Source organism: Sorangium sp. So ce726, assembly GCF_051521405.1.
Taxonomy (GTDB): Bacteria; Myxococcota_A; Polyangia; order Polyangiales; family Polyangiaceae; genus Sorangium.
In genome coordinates this window covers 7,606,719-7,629,111 of record NZ_CP150349.1, presented here as the reverse complement: position 1 = coordinate 7,629,111, position 22,393 = coordinate 7,606,719, and the positions used below count along the sequence as shown (strand labels likewise).

The 22,393-nt window shown below is 73.0% G+C and carries 19 protein-coding genes; 14 read left to right on the top strand and 5 right to left on the bottom strand.

What is annotated here, in order from left to right; translation table 11 throughout:
• The first annotated feature begins 34 nt into the window (after nucleotides 1–34).
• A complete protein-coding gene (locus WME79_RS28425; protein ID WP_437521034.1) occupies nucleotides 35–877 on the top strand; it encodes a glutathione S-transferase family protein in 843 nt (280 codons plus the stop codon).
• 83 nt (nucleotides 878–960) lie between these two features.
• On the opposite strand, the gene WME79_RS28420 is transcribed toward WME79_RS28425, so the two are convergent.
• Nucleotides 961–2,001 (bottom strand): phosphatase domain-containing protein, encoded by a 1,041-nt coding sequence (locus WME79_RS28420; RefSeq protein WP_437521031.1) that lies wholly within the window; start codon nucleotides 1,999–2,001, stop codon nucleotides 961–963.
• A 529-nt stretch (nucleotides 2,002–2,530) separates the two neighbouring features.
• Here WME79_RS28420 and WME79_RS28415 point away from each other — a divergent pair.
• Together WME79_RS28415 and thpR are read left to right on the top strand one after the other, a co-directional pair.
• Complete coding sequence (locus WME79_RS28415) at nucleotides 2,531–4,468, top strand: M2 family metallopeptidase (RefSeq protein ID WP_437539973.1); 1,938 nt, start codon at nucleotides 2,531–2,533, stop codon at nucleotides 4,466–4,468.
• Nucleotides 4,469–4,495: 27 nt separating this feature from the next.
• Nucleotides 4,496–5,083 (top strand): RNA 2',3'-cyclic phosphodiesterase, encoded by a 588-nt coding sequence (thpR, locus tag WME79_RS28410; protein ID WP_437521029.1) that lies wholly within the window; start codon nucleotides 4,496–4,498, stop codon nucleotides 5,081–5,083.
• 64 nt (nucleotides 5,084–5,147) lie between these two features.
• Here the strand turns inward: thpR and norR are convergent, their stop codons facing one another.
• Nucleotides 5,148–6,725, bottom strand: a complete 1,578-nt coding sequence (gene norR / locus WME79_RS28405) for a nitric oxide reductase transcriptional regulator NorR (RefSeq protein ID WP_437521026.1) — start codon at nucleotides 6,723–6,725, stop codon at nucleotides 5,148–5,150.
• A 327-nt stretch (nucleotides 6,726–7,052) separates the two neighbouring features.
• Between norR and WME79_RS28400 the strand changes: the two genes are divergently transcribed.
• Entirely contained in the window at nucleotides 7,053–7,511 is a 459-nt protein-coding gene (locus tag WME79_RS28400) for a globin domain-containing protein (protein WP_437521023.1), read from the top strand.
• Between the two features lie 53 nt (nucleotides 7,512–7,564).
• Here the strand turns inward: WME79_RS28400 and WME79_RS28395 are convergent, their stop codons facing one another.
• On the bottom strand, nucleotides 7,565–7,978 hold the full coding sequence (locus tag WME79_RS28395; RefSeq protein ID WP_437521020.1) for a secondary thiamine-phosphate synthase enzyme YjbQ: 414 nt from the start codon (nucleotides 7,976–7,978) through the stop codon (nucleotides 7,565–7,567).
• Between the two features lie 150 nt (nucleotides 7,979–8,128).
• Between WME79_RS28395 and WME79_RS28390 the strand changes: the two genes are divergently transcribed.
• Nucleotides 8,129–8,503, top strand: a complete 375-nt coding sequence (locus WME79_RS28390; protein ID WP_437521017.1) for an HNH endonuclease — start codon at nucleotides 8,129–8,131, stop codon at nucleotides 8,501–8,503.
• 89 nt (nucleotides 8,504–8,592) lie between these two features.
• Here WME79_RS28390 and pdxH read toward each other — a convergent pair whose 3' ends face one another.
• Nucleotides 8,593–9,213 carry a pyridoxamine 5'-phosphate oxidase gene (gene pdxH, locus WME79_RS28385; RefSeq protein ID WP_437521014.1) on the bottom strand — a complete coding sequence of 207 codons (621 nt, stop codon included), beginning with the start codon at nucleotides 9,211–9,213 and terminating at the stop codon, nucleotides 8,593–8,595.
• A 186-nt stretch (nucleotides 9,214–9,399) separates the two neighbouring features.
• On the opposite strand from pdxH, the gene WME79_RS28380 reads away from it, so the two are divergent.
• Complete coding sequence (locus WME79_RS28380) at nucleotides 9,400–10,947, top strand: protein kinase domain-containing protein (RefSeq protein WP_437521012.1); 1,548 nt, start codon at nucleotides 9,400–9,402, stop codon at nucleotides 10,945–10,947.
• Nucleotides 10,948–10,976: 29 nt separating this feature from the next.
• Complete coding sequence (locus tag WME79_RS28375; protein WP_437521009.1) at nucleotides 10,977–12,137, top strand: hypothetical protein; 1,161 nt, start codon at nucleotides 10,977–10,979, stop codon at nucleotides 12,135–12,137.
• 517 nt (nucleotides 12,138–12,654) lie between these two features.
• Here the strand turns inward: WME79_RS28375 and WME79_RS28370 are convergent.
• Complete coding sequence (locus WME79_RS28370; RefSeq protein ID WP_437521007.1) at nucleotides 12,655–12,915, bottom strand: hypothetical protein; 261 nt, start codon at nucleotides 12,913–12,915, stop codon at nucleotides 12,655–12,657.
• 133 nt (nucleotides 12,916–13,048) lie between these two features.
• On the opposite strand from WME79_RS28370, the gene WME79_RS28365 reads away from it, so the two are divergent.
• The 7 genes from WME79_RS28365 to WME79_RS28335 all read left to right on the top strand — a co-directional run bounded on the left by WME79_RS28365 (nucleotide 13,049) and on the right by WME79_RS28335 (nucleotide 22,367).
• Nucleotides 13,049–14,557 (top strand): PQQ-dependent sugar dehydrogenase, encoded by a 1,509-nt coding sequence (locus WME79_RS28365; protein ID WP_437521004.1) that lies wholly within the window; start codon nucleotides 13,049–13,051, stop codon nucleotides 14,555–14,557.
• A 234-nt stretch (nucleotides 14,558–14,791) separates the two neighbouring features.
• Entirely contained in the window at nucleotides 14,792–14,983 is a 192-nt protein-coding gene (locus WME79_RS28360) for a hypothetical protein (RefSeq protein ID WP_437521001.1), read from the top strand.
• 41 nt (nucleotides 14,984–15,024) lie between these two features.
• Entirely contained in the window at nucleotides 15,025–17,199 is a 2,175-nt protein-coding gene (locus WME79_RS28355) for a hypothetical protein (protein WP_437520998.1), read from the top strand.
• A 157-nt stretch (nucleotides 17,200–17,356) separates the two neighbouring features.
• Nucleotides 17,357–18,865: an FAD-binding oxidoreductase gene (locus tag WME79_RS28350; RefSeq protein WP_044969192.1), complete on the top strand. Its 1,509-nt coding sequence runs from the start codon at nucleotides 17,357–17,359 to the stop codon at nucleotides 18,863–18,865.
• 4 nt (nucleotides 18,866–18,869) lie between these two features.
• Nucleotides 18,870–19,409, top strand: coding sequence for a crossover junction endodeoxyribonuclease RuvC (gene ruvC, locus WME79_RS28345; RefSeq protein WP_437292967.1), 540 nt, complete (start codon nucleotides 18,870–18,872; stop codon nucleotides 19,407–19,409).
• Between the two features lie 296 nt (nucleotides 19,410–19,705).
• Complete coding sequence (locus WME79_RS28340; RefSeq protein ID WP_437520994.1) at nucleotides 19,706–20,404, top strand: LolA family protein; 699 nt, start codon at nucleotides 19,706–19,708, stop codon at nucleotides 20,402–20,404.
• 469 nt (nucleotides 20,405–20,873) lie between these two features.
• Nucleotides 20,874–22,367: a PrsW family glutamic-type intramembrane protease gene (locus WME79_RS28335; protein WP_437520991.1), complete on the top strand. Its 1,494-nt coding sequence runs from the start codon at nucleotides 20,874–20,876 to the stop codon at nucleotides 22,365–22,367.
• The last annotated feature ends 26 nt before the right edge of the window (nucleotides 22,368–22,393 follow it).

Below are 22,393 nucleotides of genomic sequence, written 5' to 3'. Positions count from 1 at the left end.
GCACTCGGGTCGTCCAGGGCCCTTGGAGATCCCGATGTCTGATCGTGGCGCGGACGCGCCCCTCCGCCTCATCACCATTCCCTGGAGCCACTTCTGCGAGAAGGCGCGGTGGGCGCTCGATCGCGCCGGCGCGGCTTACCGGGAGGACGCGTACCTCCCGCTCGCCCACGCGCTCCCGGCGCTGCGAGCGGGCGGGCGCCGCTCCGTCCCGGTGCTCGTCTCGCCGGCGGGCGTGCTCCGCGACTCGACCGACATCCTGCGCTACGCCGACACGCTCGTGCCGCCGGAGCGCGCGCTCTTCTTCCAAGGTTCCCGCGAGCCCGACGCGGGCCGCGCCGAGGTCGAGGCGCTCGAGGAGCGCTTCGACGCCGACCTCGGCCCCGCGACCCGCCGCGTCGCGTACTTTCACCTCCTGCCCGACGCGGAGGGCGCGTTCGCGTTCATGGGCGGGTCGTTCCGCTCGCTCGAGGGCGCTGGCGCGGCGCCGCCCTGGTGGTTCGGGCGCGGCACCTTCCGCGCTTACTACCCGGTCGCGCGGGCGGTCATGAAGCGCGTCATGCGCATCGACGTCGCCTCCGCCGAGCGCTCGCGGAGCAAGCTCCGCGCGGTCTTCGACGCGGTGAACGAACGCCTGCGCGATGGGCGCCCGTTCCTCGTCGGCGACCGCTTCTCGGCCGCCGATCTCACGTTCTCCGCGCTCGCCGCGCCGCTGCTCGCGCCCGAGCACCACCCGTCGCCGCTCCCGCCGTCCTCCGAGCTGCCGTCCGAGCTCCGCGCGCTCGCCGAAGGGCTCCGCGGCGAGCCGGCCGGCGCGTTTGCCCTGCGCATGTACCGCGAGCACCGGCGCGCGAGGCCCGCGCGAAGCGCCGTCGGTTGACGCTCGACGAGCACCGGCGCGCCAGGCCCGAGCGAAGCGCTAGCGGGTGACGCTCGACGCCGCCCGGCCGCGGGCCGGCGCGCTCACGCGAGCGCCGGCACGCCCGCGATGAGATCCCGCGCCGCCGGCCCTGCCTTCAGCGGGTCGCGGTGCGCGCCGAAGTGCCGCGCGTGATCCCGGACCGCGGCGATCGCCGCCTCGGGGGCGAGGCCGTGCCGGGCGCGCAGCCACGCTGCCAGCACGACGCCCGCGCGGCCCGCGCCGGATGCGCAGTGCACGACGGCGGGCGCGCCGCTGGACTCGGCGCGCCTGAGCGCGTCGAGCGCGCGCTCCAGCGCGTCGGGGGAGGGGAGCGCGCCTCCATCGAGCGGCACGTGCGTCACCCGGAGGAACTCGCGCTGGTAGCGGCCGAGGAGCGGGATCCGGTGGAGCGCCAGCTCTCCCTCGTCGAGCAAGCAGAGCACCTCGCGCATACCGTGCCGCGCCATGAAGGCGAGCCACGCCTCGACGGGCGCGTCGCTCGGATCCGGCTGTGCTGCCGAGCTCGGAGGCGCGACCACGGACGAGCGGATCCCGGAAGCCGACCAGAGCGCCATCCCGAAGCCGGGCCGCTCCGCGCCATGGACGATCCGGTCGAGCGGCGACGCGGGCGCGAAGTTGAACGGGGCCGGCGTCATCTGCTCGTGCGCGCTCCGGTAGAACAGCTCGAACTCCGCGACCGACGCCTCGAGCTCGGGGTCATCGATGGAGCCTGGCCGCACGCGCCGCACCTCGGCGATGGCCTCGGCCGGCGACCTGCCCAGCGACACGAGGCGGCACGCCAGCACGACGCCGGTGCGCCCGACGCCGCCCTCCCCGTGAACGGCGATCGGCCGCGGCGCCCGGCCGAGGAACGCCACGGCGCGGAGGAGGTCCACGCTCGGGATGCGCGTGAAATCGGCGAGCGGGCAATGCAGGTGGATGAGCGGGCCCACCGCCGCAGGCGGTGGCGCCCGACGCGAGAGCGACACCAGGCTGCGGAAGCCGAGCTCCGCGAGCTCCTCGACCGCCTGGGGCGCGTGGGGGTAGGCCATGCCGGCGAGCTCGCCGGGGATCACGAACGAGAAATTTTCGAGCTCACTCATGGCCGTCGCTCGGTGCGCAGGAGGTCGTGGCTTGCGTCTCGGGGTGGGGTATTGGCCTGCACCTGACCTCGAGGTCGCAGCTCGTCGCAGCGCTTCGCCGCCTCGCGCTGCGAGGCAACCGGGAGCAGCTGCACCGGGCCGTCGGGCGGCGGCCGCTCGCCCGTCTTGCGGGCGAGCGGGGCGCCGGGCGGGCGGCGGCGGCGAGGCCGAGGACCGCCGAGAGCGTGGGCCTGGGCGCGAGGGCATTCCTCATGGTGGGTGCACATTGTAACGGCAGTTCACCGCCGCATGGCAGCCGTCACCGCGGGGGGGTTCGTCCAGGTCGCGCCGACCCGTGCGAATCGTGGACGGCGCGGGTGAATCGCGGACGGTGCGGGTCGGGTGGTGCGGGTGAATCCGGAGGGGCGACGCGGCGGGGCCGCGCCCCGACGATCGCACGTCGCTCCTGGTTCCCTCGGCACGGTCCGGCGTGTATGAAGGGCCCGTGGTCCGCTTTGCCCTCGCCCGGACGGCCATCGGGCGTCCGCTGATGCTCATCGCGCTCGGGCTGGGCGCGGCGTGCAGCGGCGCCGCTTCGCCGACGACGGCGCCAGCGCCGCCGCGCCAAGGTGAGGAGGCGCCCGCGACCACGGCGCCCGTGGCGGTCCGGCCGGAGGCCGCCCCCCCGCAGGCGGCGCCGCCCAGCCCGGCCGAGGCGCAGTCCTTCGTGGCCGCCGTCGACCAAGAGCTGCGCAGGCTGCGGATCCAGTCCGCTCGCGCGTCCTGGGTCAACCAGACCTACCTCACGGACGACACCGACGCGCTCGCCGCCTCCGCCGAGGAGGCGAGCATGGAGTACCTGAACCGCGCGATCAAGGCGGCGGCGCGCTTCGACGGGCTCGCGTTGCCCGCGGACGTCGCCCGCCAGCTGGCGCTCCTCAAGATCTCGACCTCCCTTCCGGCTCCGAGCGACCCGGCGGAGCGCGCCGAGCTCGCCGCGCTCTCGGTCGAGATGACGAGCCTGTACGGCAAGGGCAAGCACTGCCCGAAGGCCAGGCCAGGGCGGGCGACGACGGCAGCCCGGGGCGCTGCGCCCGCGGGCGCTGGGGCCGAGCCGAAGTGCCTCGCGCTCGACGAGCTCTCCAACCTCCTGAAGACCAGCCGCGACTGGGATGAGCTGCTGGATGCGTGGGCGGGCTGGCACGCGATCGCCCCGCCGCTCCGGCCGAAGTTCGAGCGTTACGTAGCCCTTGGCAACAAGGGGGCGGCGGAGCTCGGCCTCCCGGACGTCGGCGCGCTCTGGCGAGCCGGATACGACATGTCCCCCGCTGCGTTCGAGGCCGAGACCGAGCGGCTCTGGGGCAAGCTGAAGCCGCTCTACGACGAGCTGCACTGCTATGTGCGCGCCAGGCTGCGCGCGATCTACGGCAAGGACAGGATCGGCGAGAAGGCCCCGATCCCGGCGCACCTCCTCGGCAACATGTGGGCGCAGGAGTGGTCGAACGTCTACGCGCTCATGGAGCCGTACAAGGGCCAGCCCTCGCTCGACGTGACGCGGAAGATCAAGGCGAAGAAGCTCGACGGGAAGCAGATGGTCTCGCTCGGCGAGCGGTTCTTCACCTCGCTCGGGTTCGACCCGCTGCCGGCGACCTTCTGGGAGCGATCGCTGCTCAAGAAGCCGGCCGACCGCGAGGTCGTCTGCCACGCGAACGCCTGGGACGTGGGCGACCGGGACGATCTCCGCCTCAAGATGTGCATCGAGCCGAGCGAGGAGGATCTCATCACGATCCACCACGAGCTCGGGCACATCTATTACTACCACCAGTACTACAAGCTCCCGATCCTGTTCCAGTCGGGCGCGAACGAAGGCTTCCACGAGGGGATCGGGGACACGCTGGCCCTCTCCGTGACGCCGAGCTACCTGAGGTCGGTGGGGCTGCTCGACAGGGTGTCCGGGGACGAGAAGGGGCTCATCAACTTCCTCTTCAAGAAGGCGCTCGACAAGATCGCGTTCCTCCCGTTCGGCAAGCTCATCGACCAGTGGCGGTGGGATGTCTTCTCGGGCAGGACGAAGCCGGCCGACTACAACGCGGCGTGGTGGGCGCTGCGGCTGAAGTACCAGGGCGTCGCGCCGCCGGTGCAGCGCAGCGAGGCCGATTTCGACCCGGGGGCGAAGTTCCACGTCGCGGCGGGCGTCCCCTACATGCGCTACTTCCTCGCGCACATCTACCAGTTCCAGTTCCACCGCGCGCTGTGCAAGGCGGCCGGGCACACGGGGCCACTCCACGCGTGCTCGATCTACGGCAGCGCGGCCGCGGGCGAGAAGCTGCGCGCCATGCTCTCGCTCGGCGCGAGCCGCCCGTGGCAGGAGGCGATGCAGGCGGTGACGGGGGAGACCGCAGCCGATCCGGGCGCGGTGCTCGAGTACTTCGAGCCGCTCCGGAGGTGGCTCAAGGAGCAGAACAAGGGTGAAGTCTGTGGGTGGTAATTGAGCGTGGGTGAGCGTAGGTGAGCTGTGCGCGTCTTCGTCGCCGTTGATCCAGGAGCCGAGCTCCTCGCCAAGGTCGGAGATCTCCTGCGGGAGATCTCGCCACGGGCTCCGTCCGCCAAGTGGGTGGAGCCTGCTGGGCTGCATATCACGCTCGCCTTCATGGGCGAGATCGGAGAGGAGCGCCTGCCGCTCGTCATCGCTGCTGCCGGGAGCGTCGCCGCATTCCACAGGCCGCTCACGTTGCGCATCGAGAAGGGCGGCGCGTTCGGAACGCGGCGTCGCCCGCGCGTGCTCTGGCTCGGCGTGGGCGGCGCGGTCAGCGCCCTCACCGCGATCCACCGCGATCTGGAGCAGACGCTCTCGATGTCGACGGGCTACGTGCCCGAGGACCGGCCGTTCGAGCCGCACCTCACCCTCGCCCGCTCGCGCGATCCGCGCGGCGATCCGGCGCTCGACGCCTGTGCTCAGGCGGTCGGCAGCGTCGACTTCGGCGAGACGCGGGTCGAGGAGATCATCGTCTACCAGAGCGAGCTGACGCCGAAGGGGGCGCGCTACACGGCGCTCGCGCGCGTGCCGCTCGAAGGGATCGGCACCCCCGAGCAGGCGCGCTGAGCGTCGTCCTCCGTGGAGGTGCTGCGCTCCGTCCTTCGAGCGGACGGCGGCTCGCTCGGGCTCCTCAGCGCTTGCGCGGCCCGGCCGGAGGGATGAGCCCGAGGCGCACCGCCTCCTTGTAGGCGAACGATCGGCTCAGCCCGAGCAGCCGTCCGGCCGTCGCGGCGTTGCCGCCTGCTGCCCGGAACGCTCGGGCGAACGCCTCGCGGCGGGCCCTCTCGAGCGCCTCTGCCAGCGGCTCCACGGGCTGCCCCAGCGGCGCGTCCGCGAGCCGCAGCCGCTCCCCGGGGAGCTCGATCCGCGGGGCGAGCGAGCGCTCCGGCGCGTCGCCATCGATCGCGTCGAGATCCTCGCTCCGCACGACGAGCGTCCTGCCGGCCGCGCTCTGGCCCTCCGCGATCGTCCGGCGAAGCACGGCGCGCTCCACGGTGTTCTTCAGCTCGCGGACGTTGCCCGGCCACGCTCCCTGCGCGAGCGCGCTCAGCGCCGGCTCGGTGAAGTCCACCCGCCCCGCGCCAAGCTCGGCCGCGAGCTCGGCGGCGAAGCGCTCACAGAGCGCGGGGATGTCCTCGCGCCGCTCGCGCAGGGGCGGCACGCAGATCGGGTAGACCCAGAGCCGATGGAACAGATCGGCGCGAAAGCGCCCCTCGGCGACCTCCCGCCGGAGATCGCGGTTCGTGGCCGCGACGACCCGCGCGTCGACGCGGCGCGCCCGGTCCTCGCCCACAGGCTGGATCTCCCCCTCCTGCAGCGCGCGCAGGAGCTGCGCCTGCGCCGAGAGCGGGAGCTCGCCGATCTCGTCGAGGAAGATCGTCCCGCCGTGCGCCGCCTCGAACCTGCCGGCGCGCGCGGCCGTGGCGCCGGTGAACGCGCCTCTCCTGTGGCCGAAGAGCTCCGATTCGACCAGCTGCGCGGGGATCGCCGCGCAGTTGACGATCACGAGCGCCCGGCTCGCCCTGGGCGATCGCTCGTGCAGCGCGCGGGCGACGAGCTCCTTCCCCACGCCCGTCTCGCCCGTGACGAGCACCGGCACCGACAGCGGGGCGAGCACCGCGATCTCGCGCTCGATCCGCTGCATCCCGGCCGAGCGGCTCGCCGGCGCCGGGCCCCTTGACGCCGGGCCGATCGCGCGGCGCGCCACCGGGCCGGCGTCAGGGGGCCCAGCGCCGGCGTCGAGCCGCAGCGCGCCGGCGCAGAGCCCAGCGAACACGCGCGCGTCCTCGTCGCGCAGGCCGCGGAGGCCGTGGGGATCGCAGGCGTCCAGCGTCAGCAGCCCGGCGAGGCGGCCCTGCACGTGCAGCGGCACGGCCATGCAGGCGTGGATCGGATGGATCTCTCCAGGGCTACCGAGCAGCCAGCCGCTGTAGGGGTCAGGCTCGCTCGGGTCGAGGAACCGGATCGGCCCGGCCGCCTGCGTCGCCCTGCGTAGCCGCGGGTGCTCCGCGGGCCGGAAGCTCATCCCCAGGGCGGCCGGCGACAGCCCGATCTGCGCGGCGACGCCGACCGAGCCGTCCTCCGCCGCCGTGAGCACCGAGAGCGCGTCCGCCGCCGTCACCTGCGCGAGCGCGCGCAGGATCCGCTGCAGCGCCTCGTCGCGGGCGGGCGCTTCGGACAGGCTGAGCACGGCGTCGAGCAGGGTCACGCGGGTTCCTCGAGGAGACGGAGGCGACGGAGGTTTCCTGTCGGAGACTCCGGCAGGAAACACCGTGGGGTGCAGCGGGGCAAGGCGCGCGGCCGGGCGGCGCGCGGGTGGGCGCCGCCGGAGCGGCCGCCCTCGGCAGCTGGCCGGGTTTCCCATGGGAAACCGCCGCCGGTCGCCGGGCGCGCCGACCCGGCGAGATCGACGCGATCCGCAGAGAAACGCCTCTGGCACGGCCCATGCGAGCGCGTCCGGCCAGCGCGCGCCGACGGGCGAATCGACCGCCGAAGACGGCTAGCACGGGCGCAGCGCCCGGCCTGGAGGTTTGTCATGGGATTGAACGTTGGCTTGCTGCGGGAGAGCTTCGAGCTCGTGATCGAGAGGGAGCCCAACCTCACGCACCGTTTCTACGGGATCCTGTTCTCTCGGTATCCGCAGGTGAAGCCGCTCTTCGGGCGCAATAGCCAGGAGCAGCAAGAGAAGATGCTCACGGAGGCGCTCGCCGCGGTCATCGATCGGCTGGAGGACGCGTCGTGGCTCGAGGAGAAGCTCATGGCGATGGGGGCAAAGCACGTTGACTACGGCGTCACGGACGCGATGTACCCCTGGGTCGCCGACGCGTTGATCTCCGCGATGGCCGAGGTCGCGGCCGCAGACTGGTCCCCGGCGCACCAGAAGGCCTGGACCGAGGCGCTCGGCGCGATCGCCTCGCTCATGCAGCGCGGGGCGAGGGAGTACGGCGCCGCGGGGCCCCACGCGCCGCCGCCCGCGGCGCAGGCGGGCGGCTAGGGAGACGACCCCTCGGCCTTGCCGGCCGCGAGCCCGCGCGCCGGCCGGAGGCGTCACTCCCCCATCGCCTTCACGACGGCGCGCTTGCGCCGGCCGCCATCGAACTCCGCGTAGAAGATCTGCTGCCACGGCCCGAGATCGAGCTTCCCCGCGGTGATGGGCACGATCACCTGGTGGTGCACGAGGATCGATTTGAGGTGAGCGTCGCCGTTGTCCTCGCCGGTCCTGTGGTGCTTGTAGTCGGGCCCTTCGGGGGCGAGCTGCTGGAGCCACGCCCAGATGTCCTCCCAGAGGCCCGGCTCGTGGTCGTTCACGAACACGCCGGCGGTGATGTGCATGGCGCTCACGAGGACCATGCCTTCCTGGATGCCGCTGGCGGTGACGACGGCCGCGACGCGTTCGGTGACGTTGATGAGCTCGCGCTTGGCCTTCGTCTCGAAGTAGAAATAGTCGGTCTTCGACTTCATGGCTTCTCCCCCGCGCGGGTCACGGAGCGTGACGGAGCGCGCGTGATCGACGATCGCGCCGCGGCCGCCTGCCGCCGCGGGCGCGCGCCGACTCCGGGGCTCCATAGCCCACCTCCAGGCCTTTCGCGAACCGCGTGCGGGCGCCGCGCCGTGGGACTACGATCGAGCGCCGTGAAGGCGGCGCGGCGGCGGCTCATCCTCGACATCGTGGCGACCGACGCGACGTTCGAGCGCACCGAGATCCGGGGTCAGGCGGCGTGGGTGGGCAAGTGCATCCATTGCCTCTCGCACGTCGTCGTGGGCCTCGACGGCGAGCCGATCCAGCGCGCGACGATCGAGCACATCGTCCCGCGCACGCACGGCGGGACGGACGCGCTCGACAACCTGGCGCTCGCGTGCGGCCGGTGCAACGCGCTGAAGGGGATGCGGCTCGACGTCCGGCGCCGCGACGACCCGAGGCTCGTCGCGGTGATCGAGCGGCTCAGGGAGCGCAAGGCGAGCCGCCTCCGCGGCGCCGGGACGTAGCGCCGCTCCGCCGTGGCGCTGCAGGCCTGGCCCCTGCGCAAGGGAGCCGGACGCACGACCGCGAGGGCTCCCTCCTCGCGGCGCCGCGCTCAGGGGTAGAGCCGCTCGACGCGCCAGCTGTCGCCGTGGCGGACGTACACCACGCGGTCGTGCAGGCGGTTCTCCTGGCCGTACCAGAACTCGACGCGCTCCGGCACCACCCGGTAGCCGCCCCAGAACTCCGGCCGGGGCACCGGCCGGCCCTCGAAGCGGCGCTCGATCTCGCGCACCCGATCGAGGAGCGCCTCGCGCGAGGGCAGCAGCGCGCTCTGCCGGGACGCCCACGCGCCGATCTGGCTGCCCCGCGCGCGGGTCTCGAAGTAGGCGTCCGACTCCGCGTCGCTGACCCGCTCGATGCGCCCCTCGACGCGGATCTGCTCGGCGGCCTTCGCCCAGTGGATGCACAGCGCGGCGAACGGGTTCGCCTCGAGATCCATCGACTTGCGGCTCTCGTAGTTGGTGAAGAACACGAACCCGCGATCGTCGATGCCCTTCAGCAGCACCATCCGCGCCGAGGGGCGTCCCGACGCGTCCGCCGTGGCCAGCGTCATGGCGGTCGCGTCGGTCGGTTCCGTGGTTTGCCGCTGCTCCAGGAGCTCGCGCGCGAGGACGAACGGATCGGTCGGCTCGGTGATCATGGTGAACCGGTGCTCATGGTGAAATTGCGTCATGCATATACAAGCAGAGCGCGCCGCTGGCGAACCCGCGATGCGCGCGAGCAACGCGCGCGAGCTCGGGTGGCCGGGTGGCTATGGCGGCGCGGCGGCTTCCCTTCCCCCTCGCTGATTTCCGGGAAAGCTCGCGTTGTCGCGCACGCGCTGTTTTGATACTAGCGGAGGGGCGGAGCGAGGGCGTGCATGGTCGTACCGGTGAGCGTGGGGGACGTCCTCGCGGAGAAATACGAGGTCGAGCGCGTCCTCGGTGAAGGCGGGATGGGCGTGGTCGTCGCCGCCCGCCATCTCCTGCTCGGCGAGCGGGTGGCCATCAAGTTCCTGCGGCCCCAGGCCCGCGAGCGCGCGGACCTCGTCGCCCGCTTCCTGCGCGAGGGGCAGGTCGCGGCGCGCATCCGGAGCGAGCACGTGACGCGCGTGTACGACGTCGGCACGCTCGCGCGCGGCGAGCCTTACCTCGTCATGGAGTACCTCGAGGGGACCGACCTGAAGGCCGTCCTGCGCGAGCGCGGGCCGCTCCCGGTCGCGCTCGCCTGCGACTACCTGCTCCAGGCGTGCGACGCGCTCGCGGAGGCGCACGCGCTCGGCATCATCCATCGGGACCTGAAGCCGGGCAACCTGTTCCTGACCCAGCGGGCCGACGGCAGCCCGCTCATCAAGGTCATCGACTTCGGCATCTCCAAGATGGCCCTCGCGGCGGAGGCGACCGCGCCCAAGGCGAACGACATGACCGAGAGCTCGGCGATGCTGGGCTCGCCGTTCTACATGGCGCCCGAGCAGATGGTCTCCTCGAAGAGCGTCGACGCGCGGGCCGACGTCTGGTCGATGGGCGCCATGCTCTATCAGCTGCTCACGGGCGCCGTCCCCTTCCGGGGCGACTCCGCGATGGCCATCTACGACCGCATCCTGGAGGGACCGCCGCGGCTCGGCGCGCAGCGGTCCGACGTGCCCGAGCGCCTCGACTGGGTGGTCCAGCGCTGCCTCCAGAAGAGCCCTGCCGATCGCTTCGGCAACATCGCCGAGCTCGCTGCCGAGCTCGCTCAGTTCGCGCCGCCGCACGCGCAGCACCTGGCCGACCGCGCCGCGCGCGTGCTGCAGATCCGCCTCGACGCGAGCGCCGAGGCGGGCCGCGCGCCCGGGCCGCCCCGGCGCTCGAACTCCACGTCGCCCGGGCCCGCCGGCGCGAAGCCGTCGTCCAGCGACTCGGATGGGAAGGGCGTGGCGGCCGGCTCCGCGTGGGCTGGCGCGCCCACGGCGCTCCTCTCGGACGGCGCGGCGACGGACCGCTCCTGGGGCGGCACGCGCGCCTCGTCGGGCCAGGGCGGCGGGGCGCGCACCCTCGGGATCGCGGCGGCCCTCGCGGCGGCGCTCGTGGGCGCCGCGGGGCTCGCCTGGCTCGTGTGGTTCGCGCTCCGCGCCCCCGCGTCGGATGTGGCGCCGCTCGCCGCGTCGGCGCCCTCGGAGGCGCCGCTGGCGCCGGAGGCACCCTCGCGCGACGCGGCGGTACCCGCGGCCGATCTGGCTGCGGGCAAGGAGGCCGAGCTCCTCGACGGCGGCCCTGCGCCGCCGCCTGAAGCGCCCGTCTCCGAGGTCGCGACCGCGCGGCCGGCCGCGAGCGGGTCTGCGGCGCCGCGGCCGTCGGCGTCGTCGAAGGGCGCGCGGCCGTCGGTGCGGACCCCGCCGCCCCGGCCCACATCGACTGCGCCGCAAGACTTCTTTTCCGATCCGCGATGACATCCCGTGAGCCCAGGAGAGGTGCCGTCTTGCTTTGCCATCGTCGTCTCTCGAGCCCCTGTCCGGAGTCCGGCTGCCCTGCTGCGGTCTCCCGCGCGCCGCTGGGCGGGGCCGGTCGCCGTCGAGCGGTAGCGCTCCTGTCGACGCTCGCTGCGCTCGCCTCGCTCGAGCCGGCCGCGCGTGCCGCCGAGCCGACCCGGGAGGAGCGCGCCGCTGCGGTCGCGCTGTTCGACGAGGGCCGCGCGCTGATGGCCGCGGGGAAGCACACCGAGGCCTGTCCGAAGTTCGCCGAGAGCCATGCGATCGACCCGGGCATCGGCACCCTCTTCAACCTCTCCGACTGCTACGAGCGCACCGGCAAGATCGCGACCGCGTGGATCGGCTTCCGCGATGTCGCGGCCGCGTCGCTCTCGGCCGGGCAGACGGAGCGCGAGCGGGTGGCGCGCGCCCGGGCCGCCGCGCTCGAGCCGCGGCTCTCCCGCCTGCAGATCGTGGTCCCGCCGGCGGCGGCGATCGCGGGGCTGGGCCTCACGCGGGACGGGGCCGCTGTCGGCAGGGCGCTCTGGGGGACGGCGGTGCCGCTCGACCCGGGCGAGCATCGGATCGCCGCCGCGGCGCCTGGGTACGAGCCCTGGGAGGTGAAGGTCACGATCGACAAGCCGGGCGTGGTGAGCGTCACGGTGCCGGCGCTCGAGCGCGCCACGGAGCCGGCCTCCGCCTCGGGATCGAGCGGCGCGTCGACGCCGGCGGTCGCGCCGCCGCCTCCGGTCCGTCCGCCGGCGAGCGACACGCCCTCGGCGCAGGGCGGGAGTATCCGCAAGCCGCTCGGCATGGTGGGGGTCGGGCTCGGCGTGGTCGGGCTCGGCGTCGGCACGGCGCTTGGGCTCATGGCCAAATCGACGTTCGACAAGGCCACCGAGGGCGGCCATTGCGACGAGGAGGGTCGCTGCGTTGATCAGACGGGCCTCGATCTGCGCGACGACGCGGTGGCGAAGGGCAACATCGGGACGGCGGTGTTCATCGCGGGGGCGGCCCTCGCCGTGGGCGGGGCGATCCTCTGGATCACCGCGCCGTCTGCGCCTGACGCCGCGGCGGCGTCCGCGCGCGGCCGCGGGCCGACGGCCGACGCCCCCTGGAGCGCGCGCGTCGGCTTGGGCCCCGGGAGCGTGTGGATCGCGGGCACTCTCTGAGCGGAGCGCCCCAGGAGCAAGAGGGGGCGTCGTCGCAGCGGGGGCGCTCGCGGGATGCCCCACGACGTCCGGCACCGAGCCGGGTGAGCCGATTGGCACCGATGGCAGGGGAGAGCCGGTGTGAGCGAGGGCGCCCCGAGATACCGGCGTTCAGCGCGGCGCCTCGATTGACACGGATCCTCTCCGGCGTGGCGCCGTGCGGCGAGCTGATCGATGATGCCGAGTCGGCCGGCATCGATTGCGGCGCACGCGTGAAACACAGCACGTCTCTCCCCCGGGGCTCGTCCGGCGCGGTGAGCCAGGCGCCGTCGCGTTATGGCGCGGTGCGGCTGGCCTGCTGGTGACGCCGCGCGCCGGCCAGCGAGCTCCGGCGGCGAGGGCGCGGCGAGCGATGATCCGTCGCAGGCGATGATCAGAAGGGTCCTGGACGGGAATATAGCCCCGGCCCCGAGCGGACCTCGGGGACGCGCACGTACCGCTCTGTTTCAAATATACACCTCGACGAGTGAGCAGCGCATCAATGGCCCACGTCGGCGTGCGCCAGGCGCATTTCATCTGAACGGCTGATCAAATCATGGGCAATGCTGCTCGACACCGGTCGAGGGGCGCTGTTCTCCCATTGCTTGATTGCGGTGGCGACCGGGCGAGCGAGCCTGTCGAATGCCGTTGAGCCCACAGGCCCTGGGGAGAGGAGCACCGCCGGCGTCTCCGAGCTCGCATCGCGCAAACGTACGCCGTCGGCCGGCCAGGCGAGCGCGTGTTGACGTTCTGCAGGCATGATCCGTCATCTGCTCACTCGGGGCACCGATGTCCTGTTCTTTTGCCCGGCAGTCGTTCATGAGTGCGCCACGGCGCTTGTCATGTATAGAATGCGTCCCATGACGAAACAGCGTTCAACCTTGGCTTTGTGGATGACCTTCGCGCTGGGTGGCGGCGCGTGTCTCGCGCTGGGCGCCGGTGCGTGCAGCGACGACGGGGCGACCAGCTCTGGCGACACCGTGACGAGCGGAGGGAACCAGGGCTCCTCTGGTACGCAGACGGGGACGGGGGCCGGCGCTGGCTCCGCCTCCAGCTCCGGCGCCGGCGCTGGCTCCAGCGCGGGTCCGGGCTCCGGCTCCGGCACAGGTTCGGGCTCAGGCACCGGCGGTGGCAGCAGCACCACGTCGTCGTCCGGGGCCACCACGGGACAGGGCGGCTCCGGCGCCGGCGGCGGCGACCCGGTGGAGTGCGATGCCAGCGCGGCGCCTGACGTCGGGAAGCTGGCGCTCGCTCCCGTGGTCACCGGCGTGGACAAGCTGGTTTACGCCGCTCAGCCGAAGGGGTCGAGCGACTGGTATCTCGTGCTGCAGACCGGGCAGATCCGCGTGTTCTCCGGCGGCCAGCTGCGCAGCGCGGCCTTCCTCGACGTGAGCAGTCAGATCTCGCTCAGCTCCGGGCCCTTCGACGACGAGCGCGGGCTCATCAGCATGGCGTTCCCGCCCGACTACGCGACGAGCGGCAAGTTCTACATCATGATGACGGCGACCACGGGCACGAACATGAACCGTGACCATGTGGTCGAGTACAAGCGGTCCAGCGGCGATCCTTTCGTGGCGGATGCAGGTTCGGCGAAGACGATCGTGCGGCTCGACGCGTCCGCCGTGAATCACAACGGCGGCCATATCGTGTTCGGGCCCGACGGCATGCTCTACGTCGGCACGGGCGACGGGGGCGGCTCCTGCAACAGCGACAAGCCTGGCGGGTCGCAGGACCCGGCCTCGCTGTTCGGCAAGATCCTGCGCCTCGATCCGAATGCTGCCGAGCCGTACGCCGCGGCCGGCAATCCCCTCGACGGCACGGCCTCGCGGACCTGGCACTATGGTCTGCGCAACCCGTATACCTTCACCTTCGACCGGGGGACGGGCGACCTCTTCATCGGCGATGTCGGCCAGGATGGCTACGAGGAGGTCGACTACGTTCCTGCCGGCACCTCGGGGCTGAACTTCGGCTGGCCGAAGTGGGAAGGTACCCACGCGGATACCTGCCAGGGGCGCACCCTGCGCGCGGGCGATACGCCCACCCCGCCCATCGCCGACATGGATCGGCGGCAGAGCGCGACAGGGCCGTACCGCGACTACAAGTCGGTCGTCAGCGGGTTCGTGTACCGGGGCAGCCAGGTGCCGCAGCTCCGGGGCATCTACCTGTTCGGCGACTACACCGGCGGGAAAATGGGCGCGCTCATGCAGTGCGGGGCGCAGACGTCGCCCATCACGATCATCAACAAGAACCCCGATCCGAACGCGCCGAACGCTCCGGCATTCGCGCGTCAGGGCAGCCTGCCGACCTTCAACGCGCTCACCGCGATCGTCGAGGACAACGACGGCGAGCAATACTTCGTCGCGAATCGTAACAGCCTGGTGAAGATCGTTCCCGGGACCTGACCAGGCCGCCCAGGGCGCGGGCGCCGGAATCCCGCGCCCGGCCCTGGATCCAGCGCGCGAGCTCCCGCACGCTCCTGCACGTGGGCGGCCACGCGCGCCCGCTCCGCCTCCGCCGACGCCGCCAACCCCGCGCAGCCGCCGTCGCGCCGCCTCCGATGGCAGCGGACGGCGCGCCCCCCTTCCGAGCGCCCAGCGGATGTGCTTCGCTTGCCCCGCTCGTTCAGGAGGAGTCCCATGAAGAATGTCTTGACAGTGCTTGGGGCGCTCGGCGCCATGTGTCTCTTCGGCTGCGAGGGCAAGCCCCAGGCGACGCCCGAGGCGAAGCCCGCGGCCACGACCGAGGCGGCGAAGCCCGCGCCCAAGGCCGAGCCGGAGAAGGCGGCGCCGGCCGAGACCGCGAAGCCGGCGAGCACCGGCGGCTGGTGATCGGCGCGGCGGCTCGGCCCGCTGCCCCGCGGCGCAGGCGCATGGCCGCGGTCCGCCTCGCGCTCGCGGTCTCGCTGGGCCTGGCCGCCGTGGCGTGCGACAGCCGCCCTGCGCCGCCGGTCCACGGCGGTGCCCCCGATCCGGACCCGCTCGATCCGTTGCGGCGCTTCGAGGCGGCGCGCCGAGCGGAGGCCGATTTCTCCCGCGCTCCCAGCTCCGACCGGCTGTTCGGCCCCGACCCGATCGCGCTCCGTCCCGTGGATCTGCTCGGCCGCCCCGCCGCGCCGGGCGCGCCCGCGCTGCTCTCTCCGCTCCGCGGTCGCGACGCGCTCGTCCTGCTCGACGCGTCGCTCCGCGAGCTCTCCCGCGCCCCCGCGCCGGCCTCGCCGACAGGGGTCGCGGTCACGCCCACCGGCGAGGTCTTCGCGAGCGGTGAGGCGTCGCCCTCGCTCTTCCGCTACGCCGTCCGCGGCGCCTCGCTCGAGCCCGCGGGGCGCATCGAGCTCGCGGGCCTCCACGGCATCCGAGACGTCGCTGCCGGCCCCGAGGGCCTCCTCTACGCGCTCGACGAGCGCGCCGGCACGCTCGTCACGCTGCGCCCCGGTCACACCGGCGCGGACGGACGCATCGAGGTCGAGCGCTGGGACGAGCCGATCGGCGCTGGCCCGTTCCGCGTCGTGCGCCTCGCGCATCACCTGATCGTCGATTGCCTCCTCGACCAGACGCTCGTCGTGCTCCCGGTCGGCGCCGACGGCCGCCCGCTCCCGGGCGGCGCGGCGCGCGTCCGTCACGACGGCCCCATCTGGAGCTTCGACGCGCTCGAGATGGGCGGCGCCGAGGGCGGGCTCCTGCTCGCCTCGGGTGGCGTCGAGGATCACCCGCTCGACCGGACCGGCGGCTCGTTCGGCTATATCGACTCGTTCGTCTTCCTCTACCGCGTCGCTGCCGGCGTCCGGCCCGAGGTGACGCGGCTCTCGGCCGTCAACGTCTCGGAGCTCGGCGTGCTCACCCCGAAGGCGATCGCGCTCTCGGCGATCCCCGGATCGAGCGGCGTGCGCGTGATCGCGACCGGCTACGGCGGCGATCGCCGGGCCGAGCTCCTCTTCCGCGCCACGGATGCCGGCATCGCGAGCGCGTCCGAGGTCTCCACCCGCCCGCTCGCCCCCGGCGTGGCCTCCATGGCCGCGCTCGGCGGCGGCGCCTTCGCCTATGCGAACCCGTTGCTCGACGCGTGGCTGCTCGACGCAGGCGACGGCGTGGTCGTGAAGCAGCCGGTCCGGGACGGCGGCGAGGACGCCCGCTCCGACGAGCTCCGTATCGGCGAGGCGCTCTTCTTCACCTCGCTGATGGCCCCGTGGAACAAGGCCGACGGCCCGCTCAGCCGGTTCACGTGCGAGACGTGTCACTTCGAGGGCTACGTCGACGGCCGCACGCACCACACGGGCCGCGGCGACGTGCGCGCCACGACCAAGCCGCTGCTCGGTCTGTTCAACAACCGCCCCCACTTCTCCCGCGCCCTCGATCCGGATCTCACCGCGGTGGCGGACAACGAGTTCCGCGTCGCCGGCGCGCTGAGCGGCCACGACCCATGGTTCTCGATCTCGAGCGAGGGCACGCCGTGGCTCGCCGATCTCGGGCTCGTCGACGCCGGGCGTGCCGCGCGCCCGCCCGAGGCGCTCCGCCGCGCGCTCATGAGCTTCCTCATGGCGTTTTCGCACCGCGCGAACCCCGCCGTCCTCGGCCGAACGAGCTTCACCCCGCTCGAGCGCGACGGCGCCCGGGTGTTCCGGGACCGCTGCGCTCGCTGCCACGCGCCGGTGCTCCGCAGCGACGATCCCGGCTCCGCGGCCCCGTTCGAGCGCTGGGAGGCGCTCGTGTTCGCGCCCGAGGGCGCGATCGTGTGGGGGAGGGCCGGATACGAGAAGACCGGCGTCGTGCCGTACGTGCACGAGGACGGCGCGCGGGTGCCGTCGCTCCGGCGCCTCTACAAGAAGCGGCCCTACTTCACGAACGGCTCCGCAAAGACGCTGCGCGAGGTGCTCGAGCGGGCGCGCTTCGAGGACACGGGCGGCCGCGCCGCCGGCGACCAGCGCGGCGCGGCCGCCGCCGCTGCGCCGGGCGCCTTCTTCCACGACGGCGCGCCCGCGGGCGAGGGCCTCGTCGCGCTGGACGCCGGCGCGATCGAGGCGCTCCTCGCCTTCCTCGATCTGCTCTGATCGCGCGGCGCGTCCGCGCGCCCGCGGGCAGGCAGACCGAGGGCACGCCGTGCGGAGCGCGCGTGTCCGCGTGGACCAGATCCCGGCGGCGGCCAGCCCTGAGGCCGCCCGCGCGGATCCCCCAGCATCGCCGCGCGATCCGCGGTAAATGGGGGAGATGCGACAGCACCCCACGTTCCCCCGCCCGTCGGCGTCGGCCATCGACAAGGCGCGCCGGCTGCTCGAGCGCGCGCTCGGCCCGTCGAAGGTCATCACGTCGGCCGACGGGTGCGCGGCCTACGCGGGCGACGAGTCGGATCAGCCGCCGGTGAGCCCGGATGCGGTCGTGCTCGCGTCCTCGGCCGCCGACATCGAGAAGGCGGTGCGGGCGGCGAGCGAGGCGGAGGTGCCGGTCGTGCCGCGCGCCGCTGGCAGCGGCAAGTCGGGCGGCGCGGTGCCGGTCGGGGGCGGCATCGTCATCGCCACGATCGGCATGAACTCCATCAAGGAGATCAGCCGCGAGGAGCAGATCGCGGTCGTCGAGCCGGGCGTCATCCTCGCCGACCTGCACGCGGCCGTCGAGGCCGAGGGGCTCTTCTACCCGCCCGATCCGAACTCGCTCAAGATGTGCGCGCTCGGCGGCAACATCGCCGAGAACGCGGCCGGCCCGCGCGCCTTCAAGTACGGCGTCACGCGCGAGTACGTGCTCGGGCTCGACGCGATCCTCATCGATGGCACGCGCCTCCGCACCGGCCGGCGCACGGTGAAGGGCGTGACGGGGTACGACGTCACGGCGCTGCTCGTCGGCAGCGAGGGCACCCTGGCGATCACGACGGAGGCGACGCTCCGGCTCATCGCGAAGCCCCCGTCGGTCATGACGCTTCTCTGCCTGTTCCCGGACGTGCGCGCCAGCGGGCGCGCGGTGAGCGCCCTGGTCGCCGCCGGCGTCGTCCCGCGCTGCCTCGAGCTGCTCGATCGCCCCACGCTCGACGCGGTCCGTGCGCGCGGCGTCGGGGTCGACGAGCGCGCGGGCGCGATGCTGATCATCGAGGTCGACGGCGAGCCCGCGGACTGCGAGGTCCAGGCCGAGCGGGTGGGGGAGGTCTGCATGGATGCCGGGGCGCTCGACGTGCTCGTCGCGCAGGACGAGGCGCAGCGCGAGCGGCTCTGGGAGGCGCGCCGCCAGCTGTCGCCCACGACGCGCGCCATGGCGCGCTACAAGATCTCGGAGGACGTCGTGGTCCCGCGCGACAAGATCCCGGCGCTGCTCGACGAGGTCGCGGAGATCTCGGCGGCGACCGGCGTCCGCATGCTGACGTACGGCCACGCCGGGGACGGCAACCTCCACGTCAACCTGCTCTGGAACGACCCGGACCTCGTCCCCCAGGTAGAGACGGCGCTGTCGCGCCTGTTCCGCGCGGTGATCGGGATGCGCGGCACGCTGAGCGGCGAGCACGGCATCGGGACGTCGAAGGCGGACTTCCTCGCGCTCGAGCAGTCGCCGGAGCTCATCGCGATCGAGCGCAAGATCAAGGCGCTGTTCGACCCGAAGGGCCTGCTCAACCCGCACAAGATCTTCCCGCGGCGAACGCTCGAGGCGGCCGAGCGGGGCGAGCGGGACGGGGGAGCCGAGCGCGCGCCGGGCTTCCCGACCCACGTCGTGGCGCCCTCGCACGGGGCCTGCTGAGCCGATGCGGGTCCTCGGCATCGATCCCGGCTCGCGCCACCTCGGCTGGGGCCTGCTCGTGCGGCAGGGCACGCGCATCGAGCACGTCGCGCACGGCGTCATCGACATCGACACGAGCGGGACGTTCGCCGCCCGGCTCGTGGAGATCGACGACGAGCTCGGCAAGGTGATCGCGTCGCTCGCGCCCGACGCGGCCGCGGTGGAGAGCCTGTTCTTCGCCAAGGACGCGCAGAGCGCCGCGAAGCTCGGCCACGCGCGCGGGGTCGTGCTGCTGCGGCTGGCGCGCGCGGGCGTGCCGATCTCGGAGTATCCGCCGGCGCTGGTGAAGCGGACCATCGTCGGCCGGGGCGCGGCCGAGAAGGCGCAGGTCGCGCAGGTGATGACCGCTGTGCTGCGCCTCGCCGCGCCCCCGCGGCCGGACGCGGCCGACGCGCTGGCCATCGCGATGACCCACCTCAGCGCCGCGGGCTTCGCGGCCGCGCTGGCGGCGTCGGGCGCGCCGGTCCCGCGCCGCGCCCGGCCGCGACGGGCGCGCCTCGGTTGAGCGTGGGCCGGCACGGCTCCCTGGTTGCGCATGGGGACGCCGGGCGCGGCGCCTCGGTGGACTGCGTGACTGGGGGGCCGGCGGGCTCGGCCCGGGCGGTCCGGGCGCACATCCCGTGTGCTATGGAGCCTGCATCGGACGCTCCCGCGCCGCGTCCAACATGAACACGTGCGGCGCGCCCCGGCTTCAGCGAGGGTGCAGCTGCCAGGGCACGGAACCGGCGGTGCATCGCCGGCGCCCCTGCCGCCGACGAGCGGGGGCGACACGCCTCTGGACATCAAAGGAGATCGGGAAGGATGACGCGAACCTCACTCAACCGCCTCGCCGCCGCGTGCCTCATCGGGCTGACGGCGCCCCTCACGGTCGTGCTCGCGACGCTCGCGACCGCCGGCGAGTCCCAGGCCGCGGGTCCCACCGCCGAAGAGCTCGGCAGGCGTGTCCAGCAGTTCTACGACTCCACGAAGACCTTCAAGGCGAGCTTCACCCAGACCTACACGATCAAGGTCCAGGACGTGAAGAAGGTCTCCACCGGCAAGGTGACCTTCGAGAAGCCGGGCAAGATGAGCTGGATCTACGACGCGCCGAACGGAAACCGGGTCGTCTCCGACGGCGTCACGATCAAGGTCTACGAGAAGGACAACGAGCAGATGTTCGAGACCCCGGTGAAGGGCTCTCAGTATCCGGCGGCGCTCGCGTTCTTGATGGGCAAGGGGCAGCTCACGAAGGATTTCTCGCTGCGCCTGCTCGATCCTGCGCAGATGAAGTTCGAGGGCGGCTATGTCCTCGAGGGGACGCCGAAGGAGGCGACCCCTGCGTATCAGAAGATGCTCCTCTACGTGGACGGGCAGACCAACCAGGTCCGCCGCGTGCTGATCCTCGACGCGCAGGGCAACCGGAACCGGTTCGATTTCACGTCGCCGATCGTGAATCAGGCGGTCGGGAAGACCGAGTTCGATTTCACGCCTCCACCGGGCACGCGCGTCGTCCGCCCCTGACGTTCTCCCGCCATGTTCCCGGCGCGGAGAAGCTGCTGCCGCGTTATCCCGCCGACCCCCGACAGCTCGTGGAACCCGTGGAAGCGGAGCGTCACAGCCTCCGCGCTCCTCGCCGGCAGCGCGCCGTGGCGAAGCTGCTGGGATATATGCCCGGCGCGTCCCTGCCGTGGTAGAAATATTGCGTGATACTTCGATCCCACGGGCGTGAGCGACAGCTCCGAGGCTGGCGTCGCCCGCCGCGGATCGTCACCGCTGCTTTCGGCTCCACGCGCGCGGCGGGGATTCGCCTCGGCTGAACGGTCACCCGCTGTCACGAGGCTTTCGCGAGAGCGCTCGATCCATGAACAATCCCCACGGACATCGTCCCGATTCCCCCGGCGTGCCGCAACAACCCCGGCCGGCGGAGCGCTTGAGCGAGCGCGCGCAGGGCCCTTCGGGGTATCCGGCGCAAGGCGCGGGGCAGAGCTCCATGGGGCAACCGCCGCACGGGCAGCAGGGCCACGGGCAGGCGCCGCAGGGGTACGCGCACGCGCAGCCAGCGCAGGGCTACGGGCAGGGGCACGTGTATCCGCAGGGGCCGCAGGGGCACGCGTATCCGCAGGGGCCGCAGGGCTATGCGCAGGGGCCGCAGGGCTATGCGCAGGGGCCGCAGGGGCACGCGTACCCGCAGGCGCCACAGGGCTACGCGCAGGCACCACAGGGCTACGCGCAGGCACCACAGGGCTACGCGCAGGGGCGGCAGGGGCACGCGTACCCGCAGGCACCACAGGGCTACGCGCAGGGGCGGCAGGGGCACGCGTACGCGCATCACCACGCAGGCTACCCGGCGGCCGTTCGGAGGTTCGACCCGGACCGGCGGCTGCGCATCGCCGGGCTGTGGCTGTGGGCCATCGGCCTCATCGCGGGCGCGGTCCTCAACGTGCTCTTCACGCTCCTCGGGGTCATCGAGTCCGGGGGGAGCATGCTGAGCGCCATGCTCGTCGGAGCGCTCTTCGCGTTCCCACCGCTCGTCCTCTACCTGTTCGTCCCGATGATCATCGATCGGTACGATCCCGAGCCGTGGTGGTGCCTGCTGATGGCGTTCCTCTGGGGCGCGCTCGCGGCGACCGGCTTCTCGATCCTGATCAACACTGGCGTTCACATCGGCGTCTCAAGCAACTTCGGCGAGCCGGCCGGCGAGCTCGTCAGCGCATCGGTCAGCGCGCCGTTCGCAGAGGAGCTCTTCAAGGGGCTCGGCGTGTTCGGCTTCTTCTACTTCCTGCGCCGGGAGTTCGACGGGATCGTCGACGGCATCATCTACGCCACGTTCTGCGCGCTCGGCTTCGCCGCGGTGGAGAACGTGCTCTATTACGCGCGCGCCTCGATGCAGGGCAGCGACGTTCTCGCCGGCACGTTCGTCCTGCGGGGTGTCTTCACGCCCTGGCTCCACCCGCTGTTCACGTCGATGACCGGCATCGGCTTCGGGCTCGCCCGGGAGTCGTCGAAGACGTGGGTGCGCGCGGCGGCCCCGATCGGCGGCTACCTGCTCGGCGTCGCGCTGCACGCGGTGTGGAACTTCCTTCCCACCGCGCTCGGGCGCGCGATGGGGGACATCTTCATGCCGTGGCTCCTGCTCTGGTTGTGCTTCGTCGCGTCGTTCTTCGGGATCATCGTGGCGCTCGTGATCCGCAAGGGCTGGGTGATCCGGGATCATCTGCGCGACGAGGTCGCGCTCGGCATGCTCACCCAGGACGAGCTCGAGCTCGTCTGCTCGCCGATCGGCCGGCTCCGGTGCACCCTGGGCTGGCGCGGCGCCACGGGGCGGAGCTTCATCCGCGCCGGCGCGCGGCTCGCGCTCAGCAAGTGGCACACGGCGCGCGCGCTGCAGGCGCGGAACCGCACCCTGAGCGCCGATTTCATCGGCCCGCTCCGGCAGGAGATCGCGCAGCTCAGGCAAGAGCTCCTCGCCCGAGCTCCCCGTTAGCGCAGCGGTCGTCTCGCGGCGGATAC